This window comes from Neobacillus canaveralius (assembly GCF_047237705.1).
Lineage (GTDB): Bacteria > Bacillota > Bacilli > Bacillales > Cytobacillaceae > Neobacillus > Neobacillus niacini_K.
This window is the reverse complement of the sequence record NZ_JBDFLL010000002.1, coordinates 190,001-214,530: the sequence shown is the minus strand read 5'-3', so window position 1 is coordinate 214,530 and position 24,530 is coordinate 190,001. Positions and strand designations below refer to the sequence as shown.

At 39.8% G+C, this 24,530-nt stretch carries 28 protein-coding genes and 2 rRNA genes (1 of these 30 cut by a window edge); 28 read left to right on the top strand and 2 right to left on the bottom strand.

All coding sequences use genetic code 11. The features are described 5' to 3' along the window. Positions 1 to 7: 7 nt before the first annotated feature. The 24 genes from rpmD to ABC255_RS29240 all read left to right on the top strand — a co-directional run bounded on the left by rpmD (position 8) and on the right by ABC255_RS29240 (position 19,299). Positions 8 to 190 carry a 50S ribosomal protein L30 gene (gene rpmD / locus ABC255_RS29355; RefSeq protein ID WP_034676120.1) on the top strand — a complete coding sequence of 61 codons (183 nt, stop codon included), beginning with the start codon at positions 8 to 10 and terminating at the stop codon, positions 188 to 190. A gap of 32 nt (positions 191 to 222) precedes the next feature. Next, a complete protein-coding gene (gene rplO / locus ABC255_RS29350) occupies positions 223 to 663 on the top strand; it encodes a 50S ribosomal protein L15 (RefSeq protein WP_045516516.1) in 441 nt (146 codons plus the stop codon). After that, positions 663 to 1,961: a preprotein translocase subunit SecY gene (gene secY, locus ABC255_RS29345; RefSeq protein WP_306077304.1), complete on the top strand. Its 1,299-nt coding sequence runs from the start codon at positions 663 to 665 to the stop codon at positions 1,959 to 1,961. Before rplO ends, secY begins: the two co-directional genes overlap by 1 nt. Before the next feature lie 56 nt (positions 1,962 to 2,017). Next, positions 2,018 to 2,668 (top strand): adenylate kinase, encoded by a 651-nt coding sequence (locus tag ABC255_RS29340; protein WP_412998807.1) that lies wholly within the window; start codon positions 2,018 to 2,020, stop codon positions 2,666 to 2,668. A 281-nt stretch (positions 2,669 to 2,949) separates the two neighbouring features. After that, positions 2,950 to 3,168, top strand: a complete 219-nt coding sequence (gene infA / locus ABC255_RS29335) for a translation initiation factor IF-1 (protein ID WP_034676129.1) — start codon at positions 2,950 to 2,952, stop codon at positions 3,166 to 3,168. Between the two features lie 36 nt (positions 3,169 to 3,204). After that, entirely contained in the window at positions 3,205 to 3,318 is a 114-nt protein-coding gene (rpmJ, locus tag ABC255_RS29330) for a 50S ribosomal protein L36 (protein WP_000868344.1), read from the top strand. Between the two features lie 23 nt (positions 3,319 to 3,341). Continuing rightward, on the top strand, positions 3,342 to 3,707 hold the full coding sequence (gene rpsM / locus ABC255_RS29325) for a 30S ribosomal protein S13 (protein ID WP_026565543.1): 366 nt from the start codon (positions 3,342 to 3,344) through the stop codon (positions 3,705 to 3,707). A gap of 21 nt (positions 3,708 to 3,728) precedes the next feature. Then, positions 3,729 to 4,118 (top strand): 30S ribosomal protein S11, encoded by a 390-nt coding sequence (gene rpsK, locus ABC255_RS29320; protein WP_024027886.1) that lies wholly within the window; start codon positions 3,729 to 3,731, stop codon positions 4,116 to 4,118. A 176-nt stretch (positions 4,119 to 4,294) separates the two neighbouring features. Then, complete coding sequence (locus ABC255_RS29315) at positions 4,295 to 5,239, top strand: DNA-directed RNA polymerase subunit alpha (protein ID WP_335533038.1); 945 nt, start codon at positions 4,295 to 4,297, stop codon at positions 5,237 to 5,239. Between the two features lie 63 nt (positions 5,240 to 5,302). Beyond that, the gene (gene rplQ / locus ABC255_RS29310) at positions 5,303 to 5,665 is read left to right on the top strand and encodes a 50S ribosomal protein L17 (RefSeq protein ID WP_335533040.1); all 363 of its coding nucleotides are present in this window, start codon (positions 5,303 to 5,305) and stop codon (positions 5,663 to 5,665) included. A gap of 375 nt (positions 5,666 to 6,040) precedes the next feature. Further along, complete coding sequence (locus tag ABC255_RS29305; protein WP_412998806.1) at positions 6,041 to 6,880, top strand: energy-coupling factor ABC transporter ATP-binding protein; 840 nt, start codon at positions 6,041 to 6,043, stop codon at positions 6,878 to 6,880. Next, the gene (locus tag ABC255_RS29300) at positions 6,856 to 7,722 is read left to right on the top strand and encodes an energy-coupling factor ABC transporter ATP-binding protein (protein WP_412998805.1); all 867 of its coding nucleotides are present in this window, start codon (positions 6,856 to 6,858) and stop codon (positions 7,720 to 7,722) included. The genes ABC255_RS29305 and ABC255_RS29300 overlap by 25 nt, the downstream gene beginning before the upstream one ends. Beyond that, positions 7,719 to 8,516 (top strand): energy-coupling factor transporter transmembrane component T family protein, encoded by a 798-nt coding sequence (locus ABC255_RS29295; RefSeq protein WP_412998804.1) that lies wholly within the window; start codon positions 7,719 to 7,721, stop codon positions 8,514 to 8,516. Before ABC255_RS29300 ends, ABC255_RS29295 begins: the two co-directional genes overlap by 4 nt. 11 nt (positions 8,517 to 8,527) lie before the next feature. After that, positions 8,528 to 9,265, top strand: a complete 738-nt coding sequence (gene truA / locus ABC255_RS29290; protein ID WP_412998803.1) for a tRNA pseudouridine(38-40) synthase TruA — start codon at positions 8,528 to 8,530, stop codon at positions 9,263 to 9,265. Positions 9,266 to 9,521: 256 nt separating this feature from the next. Continuing rightward, a complete protein-coding gene (rplM, locus tag ABC255_RS29285; protein WP_090767691.1) occupies positions 9,522 to 9,959 on the top strand; it encodes a 50S ribosomal protein L13 in 438 nt (145 codons plus the stop codon). A 20-nt stretch (positions 9,960 to 9,979) separates the two neighbouring features. Then, positions 9,980 to 10,372, top strand: coding sequence for a 30S ribosomal protein S9 (gene rpsI / locus ABC255_RS29280; protein ID WP_412998802.1), 393 nt, complete (start codon positions 9,980 to 9,982; stop codon positions 10,370 to 10,372). A 1,170-nt stretch (positions 10,373 to 11,542) separates the two neighbouring features. Next, positions 11,543 to 12,259 (top strand): hypothetical protein, encoded by a 717-nt coding sequence (locus ABC255_RS29275; RefSeq protein WP_412998801.1) that lies wholly within the window; start codon positions 11,543 to 11,545, stop codon positions 12,257 to 12,259. A 423-nt stretch (positions 12,260 to 12,682) separates the two neighbouring features. Next, on the top strand, positions 12,683 to 14,116 hold the full coding sequence (nhaC, locus tag ABC255_RS29270; protein ID WP_412998800.1) for a Na+/H+ antiporter NhaC: 1,434 nt from the start codon (positions 12,683 to 12,685) through the stop codon (positions 14,114 to 14,116). A 126-nt stretch (positions 14,117 to 14,242) separates the two neighbouring features. Further along, positions 14,243 to 14,557: a hypothetical protein gene (locus ABC255_RS29265; RefSeq protein WP_412998799.1), complete on the top strand. Its 315-nt coding sequence runs from the start codon at positions 14,243 to 14,245 to the stop codon at positions 14,555 to 14,557. Positions 14,558 to 14,635: 78 nt separating this feature from the next. Next, on the top strand, positions 14,636 to 15,322 hold the full coding sequence (locus ABC255_RS29260) for a response regulator transcription factor (protein WP_412998798.1): 687 nt from the start codon (positions 14,636 to 14,638) through the stop codon (positions 15,320 to 15,322). Further along, the gene (locus ABC255_RS29255) at positions 15,306 to 16,742 is read left to right on the top strand and encodes a sensor histidine kinase (RefSeq protein WP_412998797.1); all 1,437 of its coding nucleotides are present in this window, start codon (positions 15,306 to 15,308) and stop codon (positions 16,740 to 16,742) included. Before ABC255_RS29260 ends, ABC255_RS29255 begins: the two co-directional genes overlap by 17 nt. Before the next feature lie 81 nt (positions 16,743 to 16,823). Then, positions 16,824 to 17,267 (top strand): YbaK family protein, encoded by a 444-nt coding sequence (locus ABC255_RS29250; RefSeq protein ID WP_335533057.1) that lies wholly within the window; start codon positions 16,824 to 16,826, stop codon positions 17,265 to 17,267. 124 nt (positions 17,268 to 17,391) lie between these two features. Further along, on the top strand, positions 17,392 to 18,120 hold the full coding sequence (gene cwlD / locus ABC255_RS29245) for an N-acetylmuramoyl-L-alanine amidase CwlD (RefSeq protein WP_412998796.1): 729 nt from the start codon (positions 17,392 to 17,394) through the stop codon (positions 18,118 to 18,120). A 123-nt stretch (positions 18,121 to 18,243) separates the two neighbouring features. After that, positions 18,244 to 19,299, top strand: a complete 1,056-nt coding sequence (locus tag ABC255_RS29240; RefSeq protein WP_412998795.1) for an Mrp/NBP35 family ATP-binding protein — start codon at positions 18,244 to 18,246, stop codon at positions 19,297 to 19,299. A gap of 58 nt (positions 19,300 to 19,357) precedes the next feature. Here the strand turns inward: ABC255_RS29240 and gerD are convergent, their stop codons facing one another. Then, complete coding sequence (gene gerD, locus ABC255_RS29235) at positions 19,358 to 19,924, bottom strand: spore germination lipoprotein GerD (RefSeq protein WP_412998794.1); 567 nt, start codon at positions 19,922 to 19,924, stop codon at positions 19,358 to 19,360. A gap of 152 nt (positions 19,925 to 20,076) precedes the next feature. Here gerD and ABC255_RS29230 point away from each other — a divergent pair, with 152 nt between their 5' ends. Continuing rightward, positions 20,077 to 20,757: a KinB-signaling pathway activation protein gene (locus ABC255_RS29230; RefSeq protein WP_412998793.1), complete on the top strand. Its 681-nt coding sequence runs from the start codon at positions 20,077 to 20,079 to the stop codon at positions 20,755 to 20,757. Between the two features lie 24 nt (positions 20,758 to 20,781). Here the strand turns inward: ABC255_RS29230 and pdaB are convergent, their stop codons facing one another. Continuing rightward, on the bottom strand, positions 20,782 to 21,534 hold the full coding sequence (gene pdaB, locus ABC255_RS29225; protein WP_412998792.1) for a polysaccharide deacetylase family sporulation protein PdaB: 753 nt from the start codon (positions 21,532 to 21,534) through the stop codon (positions 20,782 to 20,784). Between the two features lie 138 nt (positions 21,535 to 21,672). Between pdaB and ABC255_RS29220 the strand changes: the two genes are divergently transcribed. The 3 genes from ABC255_RS29220 to ABC255_RS29210 all read left to right on the top strand — a co-directional run. Continuing rightward, the gene (locus ABC255_RS29220) at positions 21,673 to 21,903 is read left to right on the top strand and encodes a hypothetical protein (RefSeq protein ID WP_335533070.1); all 231 of its coding nucleotides are present in this window, start codon (positions 21,673 to 21,675) and stop codon (positions 21,901 to 21,903) included. A 275-nt stretch (positions 21,904 to 22,178) separates the two neighbouring features. Beyond that, a 16S ribosomal RNA gene (locus ABC255_RS29215) occupies positions 22,179 to 23,728 on the top strand. A gap of 191 nt (positions 23,729 to 23,919) precedes the next feature. Continuing rightward, a 23S ribosomal RNA gene (locus ABC255_RS29210) occupies positions 23,920 to 24,530 on the top strand (it continues 2,327 nt past the right edge of the window). Together the 16S and 23S rRNA genes form the textbook arrangement of a ribosomal RNA operon.

Here is a 24,530-nt window from a genome sequence, read left to right as displayed (position 1 = left end):
AAATCAAATGGCAAACAAACTATTAATTACCCTCAACCGCAGCGTAATTGGTCGCCCTGAAGACCAACGCGCGACAGTTACTGCTCTAGGTTTACGTAAATTAAATCAAACAGTTGAGCACCAAGATAATGCTGCAATCCGCGGTATGATTACAAAAGTTGCTCACCTTGTAACAGTAAAAGAACAATAATTGATTGTTTTCTTTCATAAGGAGGTGCCAATATGAAACTTCATGAACTAAAGCCTGCTGAAGGTTCTCGTAAAGAACGTAAACGTTTAGGACGCGGTATCGGTTCTGGTCAAGGTAAGACTGCCGGTAAAGGTCATAAAGGTCAAAATGCTCGTTCCGGCGGTGGTGTCCGTCTTGGATTCGAGGGTGGTCAAACACCTTTATTCCGTCGTTTACCAAAACGTGGTTTTACAAACATCAGCCGTAAAGAATTTGCGATTGTTAACCTTGATGTTCTTAATCAGTTTGAAGAGGGTACAGAAGTTACTCCAGAACTTCTAATTGAAACTGGTGTTGTTAAGAATGAAAAAGCAGGAATTAAGATTCTTGCAAAAGGGAACGTAGAGAAAAAACTTACAGTTAAAGCTCATAAATTCTCCTCTACTGCCAAAGAAGCAATTGAAGCTGTAGGTGGAACTACTGAGGTGATCTAATGTTCCAGACAATCTCCAATTTTATGCGCGTGGCTGAAATTAGAAGAAAAATAATATTTACTCTTTTAATGTTAATCGTATTTCGACTAGGCAGTTTTATTCCTGTTCCAAATGTAAATGCTGAAATTTTGGCAGCACAAGATAAATTAAGTGTTTTTGGGATCTTAAATACCTTTGGTGGTGGAGCGTTGCAAAACTTCTCCATCCTTGCTATGGGTATTATGCCTTACATCACTGCTTCCATCATTATTCAACTTTTACAAATGGATGTAGTTCCGAAATTTACGGAATGGTCAAAGCAAGGAGACGCTGGACGTCGAAAGTTAGCTCAGTTTACACGATATTTCACAATTGTGCTCGGCTTTATTCAGGCTCTAGGTATGTCTTATGGCTTCAATAATATGGCGAGCGGTCAATTGATTAATAATCCTGGAATTGGTACTTATTTATTAATAGCGGTTGTTCTAACAGCTGGTACATCATTTTTGATGTGGTTAGGTGAGCAAATTACAGAAAAGGGTGTAGGAAATGGTATTTCCATCATCATCTTTGCTGGTATTGTTGCAAGTATACCTAATACAGTGAATCAGATTTATGTACAGCAGTTTGAAAATGCTGGTGAGCAATTATTCCTCCGTATTGTTACGGTTCTTTTAATTCTCTTAGCAGTTATTGCGATTGTTGTAGGTACTATTTTCATTCAACAAGCAACAAGAAAGATTCCAATCCAGTATGCGAAACAAAGAGCTATTAACGGACGAAATGCAGGGGCACAACAATCCACTCATATGCCGTTAAAAGTAAATGCTGCTGGTGTTATCCCTGTAATCTTTGCAGTTTCCTTTATTGTAACTCCGAGAACCGTTGCTTCATTTTTTCCTACTAATGATGTAACCCTTTGGATTACAAGGGTATTTGATTATTCCCATCCGATTGGAATGACTTTATATGCTGCTCTGATTATTGCTTTCACGTATTTCTACGCATTTATTCAGGTTAATCCTGAACAAGCAGCTGAAAACTTACAAAAGCAAAGCGGCTATATCCCAGGTATTAGACCGGGCAGGAGTACACAGGAATACTTAACTCGCGTATTATATCGTTTAACCTTTGTAGGTGCGCTTTTCTTAACAGTAATTGCGATTCTGCCAATCATTTTTATTAATGTGGCGAATTTACCGCAATCAGCTCAAATTGGGGGAACAAGCTTGCTAATCGTGGTTGGTGTTGCACTCGATACGATGAAACAGCTTGAAGCGCAGCTAGTTAAACGTCATTATAAAGGCTTTATTAAATAAATGGTTTCGGGGACATATGTTCCCTAAACCAATAAATAGCACGAGGGGGAACACGTGTGAATTTAGTATTAATGGGGCTTCCGGGTGCTGGAAAAGGTACTCAAGCCGAACAAATCGTCGAACAATACGGCATCCCTCATATCTCTACTGGAGATATGTTCCGTGCAGCGATGAAAGAAGGAACAGAATTAGGGTTAGAAGCTAAGTCTTTCATGGACAAAGGCGAACTTGTTCCTGATGAAGTAACAATCGGCATTGTTCGTGAACGGGTAAGTAAAAATGACTGTAGTAATGGCTTTTTACTTGATGGTTTTCCGAGAACGGTACCTCAAGCAGAAGCTTTGGAAAGTCTTTTATTTGATCTAGATAAAAAGATTGACTATGTAATTAATATAAATGTAGATAAAAGTATTTTAATGGATCGTTTGACAGGTCGTCGTATTTGTAAAGAATGCGGCTCAACATATCATTTAGTATTTAATCCTCCTGCAAAAGAGGGTCTCTGCGACAAATGTGGCGGTGAGCTCTATCAAAGAGCAGATGATAATGCTGAAACCGTTCAAAACCGATTAGACGTTAACATCAAACAACAAGAACCGTTGCTTACTTTTTATGAGACTAAAGGTTACCTGCGCACAATTGATGGTCAGCAGGATATTAATAAAGTATTTGCTGATATCCAGCAATTGGTCGGAGACTTACGTTAATGGCCATTAGTTTATTCGTGAATCGACTCTCGAACATCTCTTCAATAAGCTACAAAAGTATGTGGATGTAAATGGCTTTTCTATTGTACCGAGTATGTAGGACCGAGAGTTGGGCAAGACTTACATGTGGAATTTGAAATTCCATTTAATGTAGAATTTACTTGCGGACAGAAGTCGAACATTATGTTAATATTAAAAGGTTGCTATTGTTTTGTACCTAAGAAAAGTATTTGCGATACATTTTTGAATGTAAAAATTGAAATGAGAAGGGAGACGAATTAATGGCCAAAGATGATGTAATTGAAATTGAAGGTAAAGTATTAGAAACTTTGCCAAATGCAATGTTTAAGGTAGAATTAGAAAATGGTCATACCGTGCTAGCTCATGTTTCTGGTAAAATCCGAATGCACTTCATTCGCATCCTTCCGGGTGACAAAGTTACTGTTGAGCTTTCTCCATATGACTTAACACGCGGAAGAATTACTTACCGCTTTAAATAGTTGCTTGCACTCCGTATTACTAAGGAGGTTAGGATAATGAAAGTAAGACCATCTGTTAAGCCGATCTGCGAAAAGTGCAAAGTTATCCGTAGACGCGGTAAAGTCATGGTTATCTGTGAAAACCCTAAACATAAACAAAAACAAGGTTAATCTTGAAGGAGGTGCGCTAACTAATGGCACGTATTGCTGGTGTAGATATTCCACGTGAAAAACGTGTAGTTATCTCTTTAACTTACATTTATGGTATTGGTAAAAATACTGCACAAAAAGTATTAGCAGAGGCTGGTGTTTCTGAAGATACTCGTGTGCGTGATCTAACAGAAGACGAATTAAACAAAATCCGTGATATCATCGACAAATTAAAAGTTGAAGGTGACCTTCGCCGTGAAATTTCTCTTAACATTAAGCGTTTAATGGAGATTGGCTGCTACCGCGGATTACGTCATCGTCGTGGTTTACCGGTTCGTGGACAAAACACGAAAAACAACGCTCGTACACGCAAAGGTCCTCGTAAGACTGTTGCGAACAAGAAGAAGTAATCGGCAAAGGAGGTTATTTAAATGGCACGTAAAACTAATACACGTAAACGTCGTGTTAAAAAGAATATTGAATCAGGTATTGCACATATCCGTTCAACATTTAACAATACAATCGTAACAATTACTGATGTACATGGTAATGCAATTTCTTGGTCTAGTGCAGGTGCGCTTGGATTTAGAGGTTCACGTAAATCTACTCCATTCGCGGCACAAATGGCTGCTGAAACTGCGGCTAAGACATCTATTGAACATGGTATGAAGACTTTAGAAGTTACAGTTAAAGGACCTGGTGCAGGTCGTGAGGCTGCAATTCGTGCGCTACAAGCTGCAGGTCTTGAAGTAACAGCTATTAAAGACGTTACTCCTGTTCCTCATAACGGATGCCGTCCACCAAAACGCCGTCGTGTTTAATTTTTCTGTATAGATTTTGTATCCTGCGTCTATAATGGGATATGATACTAATTTTTTCCGTTCATACAGAAGAATTATTCCAGTTGTTGTGCACAAAACGGGAACGTATACATGGGGGAATTTCGATTAGCTAAGTTACTAGTCGAGGTTTCGACGTTTTGAAGGAGGGTTATTTGATGATCGAAATAGAAAAACCAAAAATCGAAACGGTTGAGATCAACGATGATGCCAAGTACGGGAAGTTCGTCGTAGAGCCACTAGAGCGTGGATATGGTACCACTTTGGGTAACTCCTTACGTCGTATCCTTTTATCTTCACTCCCAGGTGCCGCTGTTACATCGATTCAGGTCGATGGGGTACTTCATGAGTTCTCAACAATTGAAGGCGTCGTAGAGGATGTAACATCCATCATTTTAAACATTAAAAAATTAGCTTTAAAAATCTATTCTGATGAAGAAAAAACTCTTGAGATTGATGTTCAGGGTGAAGGACCTGTTAAAGCTGGAAACATTACTCATGATAGTGATGTTGAAATTTTAAACCCAGATCTTCATATCGCTACATTGGCTTCAAGCGGACATCTTCGTATGCGTTTAACGGCTAAGCGTGGTCGTGGTTATACACCAGCTGAGCAAAATAAGCGTGAAGATCAGCCAATTGGTGTAATTCCAATTGATTCTATTTTCACTCCTGTTTCACGTGTTCAATATCAGATAGAAAATACTCGTGTGGGTCAAATGACAAACTATGATAAGCTAACGCTTGATGTTTGGACAGATGGAAGCACAGGGCCAAAAGAAGCTATTGCTCTTGGTTCAAAGATTTTAACAGAGCATTTAAATATTTTCGTTGGTTTAACTGATGAAGCTCAAAATGCTGAGATTATGATCGAAAAAGAAGAGGATCAAAAAGAAAAAGTCCTTGAAATGACGATCGAAGAACTTGATTTATCAGTTCGTTCATATAACTGCTTAAAGCGTGCAGGAATCAACACTGTTCAGGAACTAGCTAATAAGACTGAAGAAGATATGATGAAAGTACGTAACTTAGGCCGCAAATCACTCGAAGAAGTGAAGGCGAAACTAGAAGAGCTTGGATTAGGCTTACGTAAGGATGACTGATTAGGTCAACTCCTACTTTAAAACTAATCCGTTTAATGACTTCAACAAAGGAGGGAACCCTTCATGGCATACAGAAAGTTAGGACGCACAAGCGCACAGCGTAAAGCTATGCTTCGTGATTTAACTACAGACTTAATTATCAATGAGCGCATTGAAACAACAGAAACTCGCGCGAAGGAACTTCGTGGTACTGTTGAAAAAATGATTACTTTAGGCAAACGTGGTGACTTACATGCTCGCCGTCAAGCTGCTTCTTACGTACGTAATGAAGTTGCTGATGCTGAAAAAGGTCAGGATGCACTTCAAAAACTTTTCACTGATATCGCTCCTCGTTATTCAGAGCGCCAAGGTGGATATACTCGTATTATGAAAATGGGACCACGCCGCGGCGATGGTGCACCAATGGTAATTATCGAGTTAGTTTAATACCTTTAACAGACAACAAGGGCGCTGGACAGTTTAGTTACAAACTTGTTCTTGAGCCCTTTTTCTGTAAGATAAACTTTATATAACAAACGAACCAAGCCAAAAAGAGTGTTATGATGAGCGTGACCCTTATTAAGAAGGGCACTTGCAGGAGATTTTTAATTTCTCCTGGGAAAGATGAATGTAAGCCTTTTACTTATCTTTTTCGCGACTCGTCTAGCTCATGCACCTCCTCCCATTTCTTTTTAGAAATCCCGTTTATGCGGCAGAATTTATTCGTAATTCTGCCTGAGGGGCGAGGTGCAGGCTTTTTTTGTGTATTCTTTGAACTTGGCATAGAAATGTATGAATAGTTGAGTTGAGAGGAGAAGTGTTATGAGGGAGTCAATTGTTTCTTTAAAGAATGTGTCTTTTCAATATGAGAACCAATCCAGCTATGCTCTTCAGGATGTAAGCTATGACATCCGTGAAGGTGAATGGTTAGCAATTGTCGGTCATAATGGATCAGGTAAATCAACTATGGCAAAGCTCTTAAATGGCTTACAATTTCCGCAGAAGGGCGAAATTATTGTTTGTGGAATTAAATTAACAGAAGAGTCCATTTGGGAGATAAGAAAAAAATTAGGAATGGTCTTTCAGAACCCTGATAATCAGTTTGTTGGTACAACTGTGCAGGATGATGTGGCTTTTGGTTTAGAAAACCATGGAATCCCAAGGGATGATATGATCTTAAGGGTTGAAGATTCTTTAAAGAAAGTCAAAATGGACCATTTTCTTAATCAAGAGCCGCACCATCTATCCGGCGGGCAAAAGCAACGGGTTGCGATTGCTGGCGTCCTTGCCTTGAGACCTTCAATCATTATTCTCGACGAGGCGACATCGATGCTCGATCCGAAAGGCAGAGGCGAAGTCTTAGAAACTGTACGAGCTTTAAAGGAAGAGAAATCCCTAACTGTCATCTCTATTACACATGATTTAGAAGAAGCGGCTAAAGCTGATAGAATTATTGTGATGAATCAGGGGCAAGTATACCGTGAGGGCAGTCCAGAGGATATATTCTCAATGGATGATGAATTGATTCATCTTGGGCTTGATATACCTTTTTCTATCAAAATGAGTAATGCATTTCGTGAAAAAGGGATTGACCTATCGAAGCACTATTTATCGGAAGAAGAGTTGGTGAATGAGCTATGGACATTTCGCTCCAAAGTATAGAGTACCGTTATCAGGCAAACACTCCTTTTGAACGTTTGGCCATTAAAGATGTGTCTATTGAAATCCCAACAGGAACATATATGGCGTTAATAGGTCATACTGGTTCTGGAAAGTCTACTGTTTTACAACATCTAAATGCATTGCTGCTGCCGACAGAAGGAACCGTGGTGATTGGGAACCATGAAGTCAAAGCTAAACAGAAAAATAAGAATTTAAGAAAGATTAGACAAAAGGTCGGGATTGTTTTTCAATTTCCAGAGCATCAACTATTTGAGGAAACCGTTGAAAAGGATATTATCTTTGGTCCTATGAATTTTGGTGTTTCAGAGGCAGAAGCAAAAGAAAGGGCTCGGCTTGCTTTACAACAAGTTGGGTTGTCCGAGGAGATATTAGAAAAGTCCCCATTTGATTTGTCTGGTGGTCAGATGCGCCGCGTTGCTATTGCAGGTGTTCTTGCCATGGAGCCTGATTGTCTCGTTCTAGATGAGCCGACTGCTGGTTTAGATCCTCGAGGCCGTAAAGAGATTATGGATATGTTTTATTCACTCCATAAAGAGAGAAACCTGTCTACTATACTGGTAACCCATAGTATGGAGGATGCGGCTAGATACGCTGATCAAATTGTTATTATGCAGCAAGGACATGTCGTAAAACAAGGAACACCTCTTGAAATCTTTTCGTCCGTTTCTGAGTTGGTTGAAATGGGTCTAGATGTACCAGAAGTTGTCCGTTTCCAACGAAGTCTAGAAGAAAAGCTTGGGATTAAACTAGGAGCCACCTATCTTTCAATTGAGGAGCTTTCATCTGCAGTTACAGTATTGTTAAGAGGTGCACCAGTATGATGGAAAAAATGATCATTGGGAGATATGTTCCTGCAGAAAGTCTAGTTCATCGAATGGACCCTCGTTCAAAGCTTATTATTATTTTCTTATTCGTATGTGTTATCTTTCTTGCAAATAACTTTTTTACCTATGCACTAATTGGTATTTATACTTTTTTAATGCTCGGCCTGTCTCGAATTCCCTTTCGTTTTTTATATGCGGGTTTAAAACCAGTTCTCTGGTTAGTGTTGTTTACTTTACTCTTACAAGTGTTCTTTACAAAAGAAGGAAGTTTATTGTATGAGCTTGGTCCAATAAAGATTTATGAAGAAGGAGTCAGACAGGGGATTTTTATTTCGATGAGATTCTTTTTCTTAATCTTGATGACCAGTTTGCTGACATTAACGACAACGCCAATAGAAATAACGGATGGGCTGGAAACTCTGCTGAACCCATTGAAAAAAGTCCGCTTTCCCGTACATGAAATGGCCCTAATGATGTCTATTTCACTACGGTTTATTCCAACCTTAATGCAAGAAACTGACAAGATTATGAAGGCACAAATTGCTCGAGGAGTGGAGTTTTCAAGTGGTCCCGTGAAAGAAAGAATTAAAGCTGTCATTCCTTTACTAATTCCTCTGTTTGTTAGCTCTTTTAAGCGTGCTGAGGAGCTTGCTATTGCCATGGAAGCAAGAGGGTACCGTGGAGGCGAAGGAAGGACAAAGTACCGTCTCCTGAGCTGGAAACTTGCTGATACGCTGCAACTTTTGATTCTTGCTATTCTTACGATATTATTATTCCTACTACGTTCATAATGGAGCTTAAAATGAATCGCTATAAATGCATTATTTCCTACGATGGTTCTGGATTCTCCGGATATCAGGTTCAGCCAAAGAAACGGACTGTTCAAAGTGTAATAGAAGCTGTTTTAACTAAAATGCATAAGGGTAGCCCTGTGAAAATCTCAGCCTCTGGAAGAACAGATGCTGGGGTCCATGCAAAAGGTCAGGTGATTCATTTTGATTCACTGTTGTCCCTCCCTCAGGAAAAGTGGGAGATAGCCTTAAATTCTATGCTGCCTGAGGATATTTCGGTTCTCTCAGTTGAAGCTGTGGACCAATCCTTTCATGCTCGTTTCGATGCCAGCGGAAAGGAATACCGTTATTTTCTGAATCAATCACCGAGAAGAGATCCATTTCAACGGAATTTTGCTTTTCATTACCCATATCCTTTGAATCTAGGAGCTATGAGAGCAGCTTGCAACCATTTACTAGGTACACATGATTTTTCTAGTTTTTGTTCTGCAAGAACGGAAGTAGAGGATAAGGTTAGAACGATTGAGACCATTGAAATATTACAAGACGGGGAACACATTAGCTTTCGTTTCATAGGAAACGGATTTTTATACAATATGGTTCGAATTTTAGTAGGAACCTTAATCGAGGTTGGTTCCGGTAAGCGGAAGCCAGAGGAAATAGTAGAGATTTTAGAAAAACGGGATCGCTGTTACGCTGGGAAAACCGCGCCAGGACAAGGTTTGTATCTTTGGAAAGTATTTTATTAAAATAAAATAAGTAAACAACTCATCCTAGTGTAACATTTTCTTGACTTTTAGCTCTAAAGAACTTATTATATTATATGGTTGTGTTTTTAATCCCACGATTAAGCCCCGGAAAGTCTTCATCGTGATTGAAAATATATGAACTTAAAAAAATTGACGCACAATGGCGTTATCATTTATTCCCGGAACAGAATAAACGATAACAGCTTATGATGGTGCGAAAAATAATCTTTATGGATTTAAATTAGGAGGGAAATTCATGCGTACAACGTTTATGGCTAACGCCAACAATATCGAGCGTAAATGGTACGTGATTGATGCTGAAGGCAAAACTCTTGGACGTCTTGCTTCTGAAGTAGCAGCAATCTTACGTGGTAAAAATAAACCAACTTTTACACCACATGTTGACACTGGTGATCATGTTATCATTCTTAACGCTTCTAAAGTTGAATTAACTGGTAAGAAATTAACTGACAAGATCTACTACCGTCACACAATGCACCCAGGTGGTTTAAAAACTAGAACTGCTCTTGAAATGCGTACAAACTATGCTGAGAAAATGATCGAGCTTGCTGTTAAAGGTATGCTTCCAAAGAATTCTCTTGGCCGTCAAACATTCAAAAAATTACACGTATATGCTGGCGCAGAACATCCGCACCAAGCACAACAACCTGAAGTTTACGAACTTCGCGGTTAATAAAGAGGGAGGGAATTAACTTGGCACAAGTTCAATATATTGGTACTGGTCGTCGTAAGAGCTCTGTCGCACGCGTGCGCTTAGTTCCAGGTACAGGTAAAATTACAATTAACGGACGTGACATCGAAGAATATATCCCATTTGCAGCTTTACGTATGGTTGTAAACCAACCATTAGTTGCTACTGAAACAACAGGCAGCTACGATGTTCTTGTAAACGTAAGCGGCGGTGGATACACTGGTCAAGCTGGCGCAATCCGCCACGGTATTGCTCGCGCATTACTTCAAGCTGACCCTGAATACCGTCCAACTTTAAAGCGTGCAGGTCTATTAACTCGTGACCCACGTATGAAAGAACGTAAGAAATACGGACTTAAAGGCGCTCGTCGTGCACCTCAGTTCTCAAAACGTTAATCTTCAATACTTCAAAGGCTTCCAACCAATTGGTTGGGGGTCTTTTTTATTGTAAATAAATGCTTTCGGTCACGAAATTATTGACCTTAGCTTGTCATTCGGATAAGCAAGTCTCAGTGGAGGGCCACACTCTCTGGTAAATACTAATTTATTTTTATTAATATTCATTAAATCTAATCCTCTTCCTTTTGCCGTATATGCCATTTTTTTAAGAGTGAGAGGGGGGGTTTACTTAACCAAATTGATTAACCGTCTAGATTGCCCCGTCTTGGGCGTTAGAATATAGAATTCAACATTACTGTGAAAAGGTGTTCTCCATAAACGAAGGGAACCTGCAATAGCATTGCTAACCAAGCTGTTCAAAATAGCCATTTTATTATAATTCCACAGCTTGTAACTTACCCCAGGTAGGTTAACATGGAAAATTTCAGGGGGTTGATGTAGTAATACCTCAAGGTTACTAATCCCTGAGATCCGGGAATACTCACTCCAGCAAATTTATCAAATTATGAAGCCAAGCAATTTTGCAAAAATTATTGCTAGGCGCTGTCACATTTGTAGCGAGGTCTGGAAAAATTATGAAACTGGAAGCATAAGGCTATTCTGCTCAATACACAGATAGTAAGTTTACCGAAATAGATAATCCAATACCTATTTAAACCGACACGATTTTTGACTTAGCTTAGTCGAAGTTTGTATTTTCAGGGATATATTGGGGTACTATTCTTCATATACAATCGTATGGTTAGGCGATATACGTTCATAAAATATAACAAAACCATTATATCGCCATGCGATATGGTTAAACCTCAAAATGAGATTGATAATGACTGTACTGTATCGATTTGATAGAGACCCTAATACAATGATAATGTGATTCTAAATTAAGTTAAGTAGGATTACTGTCTCTTTTTTTATGTATCGCTAGGCGATATGCGTTCATAAAATATAACAAAACCATTATATCGCCGCGCTATACGGTCAAACCTCAAAATGAGATTGATAATGACTGTACTGTATCGATTTGATAGAGACCCTAATACAATGATAATGTGATTCTAAATTAAAATAATAGGATTACCTTCTCTTTTTTATGTATCGCTAGGTGATATGGCTCTTGCAAATTTCTCTATATACCTTCATTATTTAGCATAAAAAAGGTGATTTGAAATGCGAAATGATATTCAACCGTATGAACGCTCTTTCTCTTCCAAGGAAGTGGCAGGTGAAGCTGGGGTTGCAACACCTACTGTTCGGAAGTATGGCCAAATCCTAGAGCGGAATGGCTATGTGTTTTTTAAAGAAGGAGATCGTCGTATTTTTGTTCAATCCGATATTGAAGCGCTTATAGCGTTACGCGATACAGACAAGCCCCTAGACGATACGGCTAAAGAAATTGCCCGGCAACAAAAAGAAAGATTAGAAGGATTTAGTGAAACAGAGATTGCGGTAGCCGATACATATGAGAATTTACCTCAAGACCCCAATCACTTAAAAGAAATATTATCCTATTTAGCCAATGAACTTGCTGCCACACGTGAAATGAATGTCCAAGTGATAAACGATATGACAGATCTTAAAACTACCGTTTCGAGGCTAAAGCAGGATCATCATGATTTAAGTTCTAACATTTCAAATTCAGCACAAAAAACTCAAATTAGGATAGATAAATTATCTGAACAAGAAAAGATCCATTACGAAGCATTGCTGGAACAGGAAAAACAAAAGAGCGAATACTTACAAAAAGAATTACAAAATCTTCGGGAAGAAATGAAAAAAGAGTGGCTTTCTCAAAATGACTTTAATAAACGTTTAGAGAAAGCGATTCAAAAACCTAAAGATAAGTGGGAGTGGATTTTCTCCATTTTCAGTAAGAAAGGTTCTTGAGGCTAGAGGTACTCTAATTTTAAAGACTCCCAATCAATTTGATTGGGGTTCTTTTTTATGTAAATATGCAGCTTTTACTTAGAAGATATCTGTAACATGAAAAAATTTTGTAGACAGATAGAATAGAGCAATGTATATTATTATTTAAATATAACACTTTAGTACTTAAAAGCGTTTTAGTGCAAAAGTAAATAAGTGCCTGCAGTTTTAGTAGAATTGTCATTAGCAGCAATAAGAGACCGGATGGAAGGTGTAAATTCGGGCAATGATAAATTTGAAATACAGCTGCCTTGAACGGGCAAATTTTTTAAAGAGGGCGGGAAGCAATTCCTGCCAACTAGGGTGGTACCGCGAAGTTCCTTCGTCCCTATAGTCGAAGGGGCTTTTTTGCGTTTATTTTTAACTTCTTAGGGGGAGATTTTTATGGAGCAACAACAAAAGGTTCTAACCATTCGACCAGTCGAAGCGGCATTTATTGCTGTACTTTTAATGGGGATTGTCGGTTATCTAATTATCGGCATTAAAGTAGTTCCACAAATTGCAATAATCGCAGGGATCGCCCTGTTGCTTATATATGGTGCTGTAAAGAAAGTAAACTTTCTTGAACTTGAAGCAGCTATGGCAGATGGAGCAAAATCTGGAATAGCCTCGGTCATGATTTTCTTTTTTATTGGGATGCTAATCAGCAGCTGGATGGCCAGCGGTACAATTCCGACGTTTATTTATTTAGCTGTCGATCTAGTCTCGGGGAAATTTTACTATGCTATTGTTTTTGTAGTAACTTCTATTATCGGAGTAAGTATCGGAAGTTCCTTAACAACAGCTGCAACATTAGGAGTAGCCTTTGTTGGGGCCAGTACCGCACTTGGCATTTCCCCAGTAATTACTGCGGGGGCAGTTGTCTCCGGAGCGTTCTTTGGGGATAAAATGTCGCCTTTATCTGATACGACAAACCTTGCTGCGAGCATCGCAGGTGTAGATTTATTTGACCATATAAAAAATATGTTATGGACCACAATCCCAGCCTTTATTTTTTCGCTAATTGTTTATGTAGTGATTTCTCCAACGGAAGCGGAACAAAACATTAAACAAATGGGAATCCTTAAAGGGGAATTAATCACTCTAAACCTTGTACACTGGTACTCACTTCTGCCCTTTATTATCCTAACTATACTGGCTGCAAAAAAAGTACCTGCGATCGCGACGCTTTCCGCGGGCATCCTTTCCGCTCTTTTAATTTCTGTTTGGATGAATGGAGGAATAGACAGCAAAGGATTATTTGATTTACTCTATTCCGGTTACAAATCTGCAAGTGGAGTCCAAGAAGTCGATTCCATGCTGACAAGGGGCGGAATGGAGAGTATGATGTTCAGCATATCAGTAATTTTGCTGGCACTAAGCATGGGAGGACTTCTCTTCAGACTGGGCATTATTCCGACACTTATCTCGCTTTTACAAGTTGTATTAACCCGTGTTTCCCTTTTAATTAGTACAACTGCCGGACTTGCGGTAGCTGTTAATTTTATTATTGGGGAGCAATATTTATCAATCCTGTTACCTGGAAATGCTTTTAAAGAACATTTCAAAAAAGCTGGCTTAGAACCGAAGCATCTTTCAAGGGTGCTCGAGGATGCCGGAACGGTCGTCAATCCTCTCGTCCCATGGAGTGTCTGTGGTGTGTTTCTGGCTTCAGTCCTCGGGGTGCCTGTAGCTGAGTACTTTCCGTTTGCATTATTTTGCTTATTTTCACCATTGCTAACATTAATTTATGGTTTTACAGGTTTTACTCTTCCGAAACACGGAAAAAAATACAGTCCTAAAGTTTCTATTCGTTTCCCACAGTTCCTAAAGCGTTAATTATTAAAGAACTCCCGACCATTTTAGGTTGGGGGTCTTTTTGTATTTTAAGAAAAATAGTTCTTTTTGACATTATCCTGACTTATTTGGGCGTTAAAGTAATAGTACAAGATCAAGAGCCTAATCGTGTTTTTAAACACTTTCGACGGTAAAACCATTCCACAAATTGCCGATGAAGTGAGAGAACAAAAAATATTTAAGTTAGCAAAAGACCTTGGAATCTCTACTACAGATAAATCAATACAAGAAATAATGAGTGAAATTAAAGAAAAGGACGCTGCGAAGTTAGAAGAACTACTAGGTAATGAGTCATTCGGAATGTTTGGCAAAGGATTGGGTGGCTCTGGACATAGAGGTGGTGGACATGGCGACGGTATGCATAAAGGCGGAGAAGCACAACAGGGAGTGAGCGGCACGGCTGCTAGCAGCACGGGAGTTTAAAATATACTAGTCAAATCCTCAGGTATTCCACCCGAGGATTTTCTAGTATAGTTAAAGAAATTGGAGGTTGTTCAGATAATGAAAACCATTTTGGTTGTGGAAGATGAAAAGACAATCTCGAGAGTATTAGCTGTGTACTTACAGCATGCAGGCTATTATGTCGTACAAGCTTATGATGGAGATGAAGCATTTCGTTTATTTCATGAGAATTCCCCAAATCTTGTATTGCTTGATGTGATGCTGCCTGGGAGAGATGGCTGGAGTATCCTAGGGGATATTAGAAAAGTAAGTGCATGTCCGGTGATTATGCTAACGGCTCTAGGGGATATTGATTACCGATTAAAAGGGTTAAATCAGGGAGCAGACGATTATATAACGAAGCCATTTGTCGGTGAAGAAGTTATTGCTCGTGTCCATGCTGTACTAAGGCGTTCAGCCAATGTTTTTGATACCGATAATAGTAAGCAGTTTGGCAGCTTAAAAATAAATCTTGATGCTCATATCGTAACCATTAATGGTGAAGAGGTAATCTTAACCCCAAAAGATCTCAGTTTGCTTATCTATTTGGCGGAGAGACCAAATAGAACATTTACAAGAGATGACCTTATCGACAGTGTCTGGGGAATGGATTATGAAGGAAGTGATCGTGCAGTGGATTTAGCGATAAAGCGGATTCGACAAGCATTAAGTGAGTGGCCTGTCTCGCAAGGTGAAATCCGGACTCATCGCGGATTGGGGTACCAATTCTGTGTTTACGAAAAATAAAAAAAGAACGACATTACTTAAGTACTGGACAACGAGATACCTTGTTACTCTTATAATTGGATTAATCCTGTTAGGTGCTGGATCTTTATGGTGGATTCAAACAACCACCTTGGAAAATCGTCTGAATTTAATGGAATATTTAGCGGTTGAAACCGCAAATCGAGTGACTCAGGAGAATGGAATAATGGAAGTAGACCCATTTTTTAATCGTATGCTGGAAGAAAGAGCTAGAGTTCTCCAATTAGAAAAGGAGCCAGAGCTTTTTATTACAGACTTAAGTGGGGAAGCCATTTTTTCAAGACCGCGCCATATGAGCCCTGGACGAATGGGACCGCAGAGTCAAAATAGCATTGATATTCCTAGCGAAGTTTTTCTGAATAAAGAAACCATACAAAAGGTGGATGTAGAAGAAATTGGTGTGATGTACGCTGTCAGATCCCCTATTATGGAAAATGACAACCAAATTGGCTGGGTTGTATTAATGCAAAGTGCAGATGAATTGTCAGATGTGAATCAAGAATACCGGCTTTTATTTATTTTATTAGGCGGCTTAGGGGTATTAGGGTGGCTAGTGATTTACCTGCTCTCGAGGAGAATACTTAAGCCGATTCAAGATGTTGCTCAAGCAGCTGCTCAAATTAAAGAGGGAAATTATGATCTCAATCTGAATACGGAATCAAGTGAACAGGAAATATATGAACTCGTCAGTTCCTTTGCAGAGATGACGAATCGCCTAATGCAACTTGAAAAACTTCGGGCTGAATTGCTAGCTGGTGTTACGCATGACCTCAAAACACCTGTAACCTCCATTAGTGGGCTTGTTCAGGCCGTGCGTGATGGGGTGGTTACCGGTGAGGAACGGCAAGAGTTTCTTGATATAACGCTAAAGGAAGTCACAAGGCTCCAAAACATGATTGAAGATTTATTAGATTTTAATTCATTAGCTGCTGGGGCTTTTTCAATCAGAATCGAAACTTGCAATATGAATGAGCTTGTTCAGAACATCGTTCGTGAATGGGGTGTCATACAGCCTCAACCTATTAATTATCAAGTGAATGTACCTGATGTAACCCTGTATCGGAACATCGATCCATTGCGGTTACAGCAAATTATGATTAATCTGTTAAACAACTCATATCAGTCGCTTGATGGCAAGGGTTCAATAATCGTAAGGCTCTCAGAGAGCGGTATTGACGTAAAAGATACGGGATTGGGGATTCCTGAAGCAGAACAGCCTTATGTTTTTGAAAGGTTTTTCCGTGGAGAAAAGAAGAAATTAAAGGTAAGAGGCCTTGGATTGGGTTTACCTTTCAGTAAAATGCTCGCGAAAGCCCTTGACGGGGATTTAATTTTAACCGAAAGCAGCAGCAGGGGAAGCACGTTTTCAATAATTTGGAATAAAGGAGACCTGATGCGATAAAAATTGGCAATCGAAATCGCTTTTGAATTTGAATTACTTATGCCCAAGGGATGAAGAATAGTCCTAAGAGGTGAAAAGCGAGTGACTGTAATTACTACCTTTAAAGAAAAGCGTCGCGATAAACAAATAAAATACGAGCGGTCCGTTCTAAAGGACTTGTCTGTTAAAACGTTAAAGGAGCGGGTGCAGCAATATTTTGGATCATCCAAAATTGCGTCGAGTTTTATCATGAATACAGGAATTGAAGAGGCTTGTTATGATGTAGCATTAGAAGCCTACTTATTAGGGGCTAAATTTAGCAAATTTGGGTATTATGGTGAAAATATAGATGATGTACGAAAACGTTGTTATAGAGAAGAGAAGCATTTAATTGATACACTCTACAATTTTCTCCTTTATTGGGGTAATGGGGAAGAGGGAACCATGAGCGAAACGCTTTATTATTCCTGCGAGGGTTATATCGATACATGGTGGAAAGAAGGGTATGAAAAAGCTCAGAGACGCCGCAAGCTGCGATTACATTAATGGAATAACTTGATGAAGAACCAGGATTAGATAATCCTGGTTCTTCATATTTCTTCCTGTTCTAAACATGTCCCTTGTCCCATATAGTTAAGTGAATAGGGACGAGCGGGAAGGAATGATTTCGGTGTCAAAGAAAAAATTAAAGGTCATTGGTTTTTCTGTTGGCTTACTTCTTTTATTTCTGATATTACAATATGATTTTGTTAAAGAGAATACATGGGGTGATTCTTGGAATCTTCCTCTATCTGGAAAAATCATATTACTTGACCCAGGACATGGCGGTCCAGATGGGGGAGCTGGAAGTTCCAAAGCGTTAGAAAAAGACATTGCCTTGGATATTTCATTAAAAGTCAGAGACTATTTGCAGGAACAGGGAGCCTTAGTGGTCATGACCCGTGAAATAGATAAAGATTTGGCTGATGAAGGCACAAAAGGATATAGTAGAAGAAAAGTGGAAGATTTAAAAAAGCGTTTAAAAATGATAAACAACTCCGATAATGATCTTTTTGTCAGCATTCATTTAAATGCGATTCCTTCATCAAGATGGAGTGGAGCGCAAACCTTTTATGCACCTCATTTTAAGGAAAATGCCAAAGTCGCAAAATTTATTCAGGATGAGCTGATCGTTAACTTAGAAAATACGACAAGAAAAGCAAAGCCAATTAATTCTGTTTACATTTTAAAGAATGCTAAAAAGCCTGGGGTACTAGTAGAAGTAGGCTTCCTCTCAAATCCAAATGAAAGAGAGCAATTAAAAAAGGATGCCTATCAGGAGAAGATAGCAGCTTCCATATATCAAGGTGTTCTTCGGTATTTTACCAATGAAAAGGAATTAAAAATAGAAGATGAATAAAGGTGTTTAATCACCTTCTTTTTTTTGGAATTATTATGGAAGTGATTCATTTAACTGTTTATAGAAAAGAATATGGTATACTGAAAACTGGAAACGAATTCATAGGGTGAGGTGTTTGTTTACATGTTAACAGAAGTAAAAGTCCGTGAAGTACTAGGCAGCTTAAAAGAACCATTTTTACATAAAACTTTAGCTGAATTAAATGCTATTGAAGAAATAAAAATCAAAGAAGAGAAAAGCCATGTCAGTGTAAAGTTGCAGATTGCAAAAACTGGTACAGCTGAACAATTACAGCTTCAAACACAAGTGGTTAATTTGCTAAAAGAAGCTGGTGCCCAAACGGTGGGAATCCGTTTTAGTGAGCTGCCAGAGGCAGTATTAGCGGAACACCGCTCTGCTGCAAGCGAATCTGAAGACCAGGGATTACTTTCTTCTAATAAAACCACATTTATCGCAATTGCAAGTGGTAAAGGCGGAGTAGGAAAATCTACTGTATCTGTAAACCTTGCAGTGGCACTCGCACGACTAGGTAAAAAAGTCGGTTTGATTGATGCCGATATTTATGGATTTAGTGTTCCGGACATGATGGGAATTACGAAAAGACCGGTCGTTAGAGGCGAAAAAATACTGCCTGTTGAGCGCTTTGGCGTGAAAGTAATTTCAATGGGCTTCTTTGTAGAGGATAATTCTCCAATCATTTGGCGCGGGCCGATGTTAGGAAAAATGCTTAATAGTTTCTTTAATGAAGTCGAATGGGGAGAAATAGAGTATCTATTATTAGACTTACCTCCTGGAACAGGGGATGTCGCATTAGATGTTCATACGATGCTTCCTGCTTGTAAAGAAGTAATCGTAACAACACCACATCCCACTGCAGCGTTTGTAGCAGCACGTGCAGGTGCTATGGCATTACGAACCGATCATGAAATTCTAGGTGTTATTGAAAATATGGCGTACTTTGAAAGTAAGCTAACAGGTGAAAAAGAATATGTATTCGGTAAAGGCGGCGGTGATAAACTAGCTGAGGACCTGAACACTGAAGTCCTTGGTCGCCTGCCGCTCAATCAGCCTGATTGGAATGACGATGATTTTGCACCGTCAATCTATCAAGAAGACCATAAATTAGGAAAAATTTATTTAGAAATTGCTGAAAAAATGACAAGTCGTTTGAAAAAGTAAAAAATAAATGCCTCTTCCAATAAGTCGGAGGAGGCATTTATTTCATTTAGCACTAACACTACTTTTTCTCTTCCGCTTTCTGTGTTTCTTCTGCTGCTTTTAACAGTAATTCCTGAATTTTTACTTTATAAAGAGGGCTTTCAAGTGTTTCGGAAATGACGGTTTGAAGATGTTCTCGATATTCCTTACTTTTAAGCGCATCGGCCATTTCCTTTTGAATTTCAGGTTCTTTAAAAACTTCAATCATCATGGCTCTATACTCAGGGTCCTTCATTAAGTCCTTCAATAGTTGTTCATTCTCGGTTCTCATGTTTTTTGCTACGCCCTCGGCGAATTTGGCATCACTAAAGGTTTTTTTCCAAATTTCTGTCGCAGCCTCGGAGGTTAGGGTTTGTTGAATGGTATCAGACACCACTTTTTGGTCCATTACTAGTGTTTCTTTCATTTTTTCATCAGACATAACCTCTTGAAGTGCTTTCTTGCCATCATCTGTTTTAAGTATATCAACAACCATTTTCTTTGTTGCTTCATAATCTATTTGTTCTCCACCGCTAGCTTCAGGAGATGCACAACTAGACAGAAGCATAGTGATCAGCAAGGGGAGCATCAGCTTTTTAACCTTCATTTAGAAAGCTCCTTTCACATAATAGTCCTTAATTTTTAGGATGAAGAAAAGCGCCTTAGATTATGCGTACAGATATTGAAAAGATGGATTTTTTATAATTGGATTGGTACAATCATAATGGTATTTATTTTTTGTTATTGGAGGATAATTGTGTGACGAGTCGTATTTGGGTTAGGCTGTTTATGACTACGCTATTAATTGGCGGAATTACATCAGCAATTGTTGGATTTATTATCAATTGGAATGATTATGTGCATTATTTTACCGAATTTCGAATCATTAATATATTATCCGCCCTTTTTTGGTTTATTTTATGGGGTTTTCTTTATAGTGTTGTTAGTCAGATGGGCTTTTTTGCCTATCTTACTGTCCACCGTTTTGGATTAGGTATCTTTAAATCCGTATCACTTTGGAATGGAGTTCAAGCGGTTTTAACTCTATTTGTGTTATTTGACCTCGTGTATTTACGCTATGAGACCTTTGCGAAATCAGGGGACAGCCTCTTACCATATGTCGGGCTGGCAGTATTGTTGCTAATCCCTGCATTGGTGATTGCATGGTATAAAGCAAAACAAACAAATCGTGAAGCATTTATTCCAGCACTCTTTTTTATGATTGTGGTAACGGTTATAGAATGGTTCCCTGTGTTACGAGTCAATGAGTCAAGCTGGATTTATCTCATGTTGTTTTCCTTACTAGCTTGTAATGCTTATCAAATATTAATTCTTCATAAACTAAATATGCAATCGCAGCAACATAGACAAAGTAGGCAATCTTCTGAAAATAAGATAACAAAGTCTCCTAAAAAATTAAGCAAAAAAACCGTCCATTAAAGTTAGATGGACGGTTTTTTGTACCTATTTTATTTCCTTTGAATCGACGACTCCATTAGCAATTAGTTGTGAGACCGTAACCAGTTTAAAGCCTTTACCCTGCAAATCTTGAATAATGCCTGGTAAAGCATTTGCAGTCTGCTTAGCTGAATCTGACGCATGGAGAAGAATGATGTCACCTTTATCAGCCTTCTTAACATTTTCTTGAATCTGCTTTACTCCAGGGTTGGTCCAATCCTTAGAATCTACACTCCAATGAACCATGGTGTACCCATACCTTTCTGCTATTTTTAGGGAGCGTTGATCAAAATGACCAGTAGGAGCACGAAGAAGCTTGATATCTTTAATATTTAATTTTCTGAAGGCTTCTTTTGCTTTTGAGATATCTTTTCCGATTTTAACATCTTCTAGTTCTGGATAATCTTCATAGGCATATCCAAGAATTCCAATTTCATATCCTTCCTTGACAATCCTGCTGACAATATCGGGGTGACGCTCAGCCCATGAACCAGCTAAAAAGAAGGTTGCTGCTTTTACATTTTCTCTCTTTAATACGTCCAAGATTGGTTCTGCCTTTTCATCACCCCAGCCAATATTAAAGGTAAGAGCTATATCCTTCTCACCTCGATAAACAGCTTTAGGACCATCCTTTGTTGAAAAAACAGGGGTTAAAGAGAGATTTCCCATAAATAAAAACAATGCAGTAAAAAAAGCAGCAATTACTACTAAAAGAATTTGTTTTACAGATCTACCATTTAACACAAAAAATAAATTCATATATACCACCTCGTCCATTGCTATCCTTGTCTCATACCTATGCGAATTTTTAAATTAATATGATTAAGAAAATTAATTATAAATTTTACTAATTTGGAAAAGACTACTATAACTACATAATTCATAAAGGGTGATTTAATGTTTGGGCTTCTCATTAATGAAAAAGAAGTAAAAGAGATGGAATACTTGATAAAGCGTGAGATGGATGAAATATTATTTGATTTAAAAGATGATCGTATTGACCATATAGTAAAGCGCGCTATGGAAGAGCGGTATAAGATTTTATTTACGTTATTCAAAAGAGTAGCCTCACCAAATGAATGTTTAAAGTACATGAGAAGGGATAATAAGAGCAGGAAGAAAGGATAAATAACACTTTTAAAAAAGTAAGAAACTAATTTAATATATTCTGTTGACTTTTAAATAAACTCTTGGTATATTAATAAACGTCGCTGCTGACGTAAATCAAATAACTTAAAAAAAGTTATTGACTTAAAAAAACAGCTGTGATAAATTAATAAAGTCGCTTTTGGGCGGCACAATGAATTTGCTCTTTGAAAACTAAACAAACAAGAACGTCAACAAACAATTTTTTAGCTTTTTATAAAAGCTAAGCCAACGTAACAAAATGAGCTATATCAACTTTCTTGGAGAGTTTGATCCTGGCTCAGGACGAACGCTGGCGGCGTGCCTAATACATGCAAGTCGAGCGAATCTTGAGGTGCTTGCACCTCTTGGTTAGCGGCGGACGGGTGAGTAACACGTGGGCAACCTGCCTGTAAGACTGGGATAACTTCGGGAAACCGGAGCTAATACCGGATAATCCTTTTCCTCTCATGTGGAAAAGCTGAAAGTCGGTTTACGCTGACACTTACAGATGGGCCCGCGGCGCATTAGCTAGTTGGTGAGGTAACGGCTCACCAAGGCGACGATGCGTAGCCGACCTGAGAGGGTGATCGGCCACACTGGGACTGAGACACGGCCCAGACTCCTACGGGAGGCAGCAGTAGGGAATCTTCCGCAATGGACGAAAGTCTGACGGAGCAACGCCGCGTGAGCGATGAAGGCCTTCGGGTCGTAAAGCTCTGTTGTTAGGGAAGAACAAGTATCGGAGTAACTGCCGGTACCTTGACGGTACCTAACCAGAAAGCCACGGCTAACTACGTGCCAGCAGCCGCGGTAATACGTAGGTGGCAAGCGTTGTCCGGAATTATTGGGCGTAAAGCGCGCGCAGGCGGTCCTTTAAGTCTGATGTGAAAGCCCACGGCTCAACCGTGGAGGGTCATTGGAAACTGGGGGACTTGAGTACAGAAGAGGAAAGCGGAATTCCACGTGTAGCGGTGAAATGCGTAGAGATGTGGAGGAACACCAGTGGCGAAGGCGGCTTTCTGGTCTGTAACTGACGCTGAGGCGCGAAAGCGTGGGGAGCAAACAGGATTAGATACCCTGGTAGTCCACGCCGTAAACGATGAGTGCTAAGTGTTAGAGGGTTTCCGCCCTTTAGTGCTGCAGCTAACGCATTAAGCACTCCGCCTGGGGAGTACGGCCGCAAGGCTGAAACTCAAAGGAATTGACGGGGGCCCGCACAAGCGGTGGAGCATGTGGTTTAATTCGAAGCAACGCGAAGAACCTTACCAGGTCTTGACATCCTCTGACACTCCTAGAGATAGGACTTTCCCCTTCGGGGGACAGAGTGACAGGTGGTGCATGGTTGTCGTCAGCTCGTGTCGTGAGATGTTGGGTTAAGTCCCGCAACGAGCGCAACCCTTGATCTTAGTTGCCAGCATTCAGTTGGGCACTCTAAGGTGACTGCCGGTGACAAACCGGAGGAAGGTGGGGATGACGTCAAATCATCATGCCCCTTATGACCTGGGCTACACACGTGCTACAATGGATGGTACAAAGGGCTGCAAAACCGCGAGGTTAAGCCAATCCCATAAAACCATTCTCAGTTCGGATTGTAGGCTGCAACTCGCCTACATGAAGCCGGAATCGCTAGTAATCGCGGATCAGCATGCCGCGGTGAATACGTTCCCGGGCCTTGTACACACCGCCCGTCACACCACGAGAGTTTGTAACACCCGAAGTCGGTGGGGTAACCGTAAGGAGCCAGCCGCCTAAGGTGGGACAGATGATTGGGGTGAAGTCGTAACAAGGTAGCCGTATCGGAAGGTGCGGCTGGATCACCTCCTTTCTAAGGATAATGCAGTCCTTGTGGACTGATAAACTGTTGATGCGTTACTTGTTTGTTTAGTTTTGAGAGTGCAATCTCTCATTTTAATTCGTTCTTTGAAAACTAGATAATCGTAAGAAGAAGTCAAAGTAAAACCGAGAATCGCCACATTAGTTTTTCTCTCTTATTAATAAGAAGAAAATAACCTTTTAGGTTAAGTTAGAAAGGGCGCACGGTGGATGCCTTGGCACTAGGAGCCGATGAAGGACGGGACTAACACCGATATGCTTCGGGGAGCTGTAAGTAAGCTTTGATCCGGAGATTTCCGAATGGGGGAACCCACTGCTCGTAATGGAGCAGTATCTTTACCTGAATACATAGGGTATTGAAGGCAGACCCGGGGAACTGAAACATCTAAGTACCCGGAGGAAGAGAAAGCAAACGCGATTCCCTGAGTAGCGGCGAGCGAAACGGGACATAGCCCAAACCAAGAGGCTTGCCTCTTGGGGTTGTAGGACACTCAACATGGAGTTACAAAGGAACGGGGTAGATGAAGCGACCTGGAAAGGTCCGTCATAGAAGGTAAAAACCCTGTAGTTGAAACTTCGTTCCCTCCTGAGTGGATCCTGAGTACGGCCGGACACGAGAAATCCGGTCGGAAGCTGGGAGGACCATCTCCCAAGGCTAAATACTCCCTAGTGACCGATAGTGAACCAGTACCGTGAGGGAAAGGTGAAAAGCACCCCGGAAGGGGAGTGAAATAGATCCTGAAACCGTGTGCCTACAAGTAGTTAGAGCCCGTTAATGGGTGATAGCGTGCCTT

Coding starts and splice junctions, on each gene's coding strand:
- rpmD (WP_034676120.1), top strand. CDS start 8: ATGGCAAACAAACTATTAATTACCCTCAACCGCAGCGTAATTGGTCGC.
- rplO (WP_045516516.1), top strand. CDS start 223: ATGAAACTTCATGAACTAAAGCCTGCTGAAGGTTCTCGTAAAGAACGT.
- secY (WP_306077304.1), top strand. CDS start 663: ATGTTCCAGACAATCTCCAATTTTATGCGCGTGGCTGAAATTAGAAGA.
- infA (WP_034676129.1), top strand. CDS start 2,950: ATGGCCAAAGATGATGTAATTGAAATTGAAGGTAAAGTATTAGAAACT.
- rpmJ (WP_000868344.1), top strand. CDS start 3,205: ATGAAAGTAAGACCATCTGTTAAGCCGATCTGCGAAAAGTGCAAAGTT.
- rpsM (WP_026565543.1), top strand. CDS start 3,342: ATGGCACGTATTGCTGGTGTAGATATTCCACGTGAAAAACGTGTAGTT.
- rpsK (WP_024027886.1), top strand. CDS start 3,729: ATGGCACGTAAAACTAATACACGTAAACGTCGTGTTAAAAAGAATATT.
- ABC255_RS29315 (WP_335533038.1), top strand. CDS start 4,295: ATGATCGAAATAGAAAAACCAAAAATCGAAACGGTTGAGATCAACGAT.
- rplQ (WP_335533040.1), top strand. CDS start 5,303: ATGGCATACAGAAAGTTAGGACGCACAAGCGCACAGCGTAAAGCTATG.
- ABC255_RS29305 (WP_412998806.1), top strand. CDS start 6,041: ATGAGGGAGTCAATTGTTTCTTTAAAGAATGTGTCTTTTCAATATGAG.
- ABC255_RS29300 (WP_412998805.1), top strand. CDS start 6,856: ATGGACATTTCGCTCCAAAGTATAGAGTACCGTTATCAGGCAAACACT.
- ABC255_RS29295 (WP_412998804.1), top strand. CDS start 7,719: ATGATGGAAAAAATGATCATTGGGAGATATGTTCCTGCAGAAAGTCTA.
- truA (WP_412998803.1), top strand. CDS start 8,528: ATGAATCGCTATAAATGCATTATTTCCTACGATGGTTCTGGATTCTCC.
- rplM (WP_090767691.1), top strand. CDS start 9,522: ATGCGTACAACGTTTATGGCTAACGCCAACAATATCGAGCGTAAATGG.
- ABC255_RS29275 (WP_412998801.1), top strand. CDS start 11,543: ATGCGAAATGATATTCAACCGTATGAACGCTCTTTCTCTTCCAAGGAA.
- nhaC (WP_412998800.1), top strand. CDS start 12,683: ATGGAGCAACAACAAAAGGTTCTAACCATTCGACCAGTCGAAGCGGCA.
- ABC255_RS29260 (WP_412998798.1), top strand. CDS start 14,636: ATGAAAACCATTTTGGTTGTGGAAGATGAAAAGACAATCTCGAGAGTA.
- ABC255_RS29240 (WP_412998795.1), top strand. CDS start 18,244: ATGTTAACAGAAGTAAAAGTCCGTGAAGTACTAGGCAGCTTAAAAGAA.
- gerD (WP_412998794.1), bottom strand. CDS start 19,924: ATGAAGGTTAAAAAGCTGATGCTCCCCTTGCTGATCACTATGCTTCTG.
- pdaB (WP_412998792.1), bottom strand. CDS start 21,534: ATGAATTTATTTTTTGTGTTAAATGGTAGATCTGTAAAACAAATTCTT.
- ABC255_RS29220 (WP_335533070.1), top strand. CDS start 21,673: ATGTTTGGGCTTCTCATTAATGAAAAAGAAGTAAAAGAGATGGAATAC.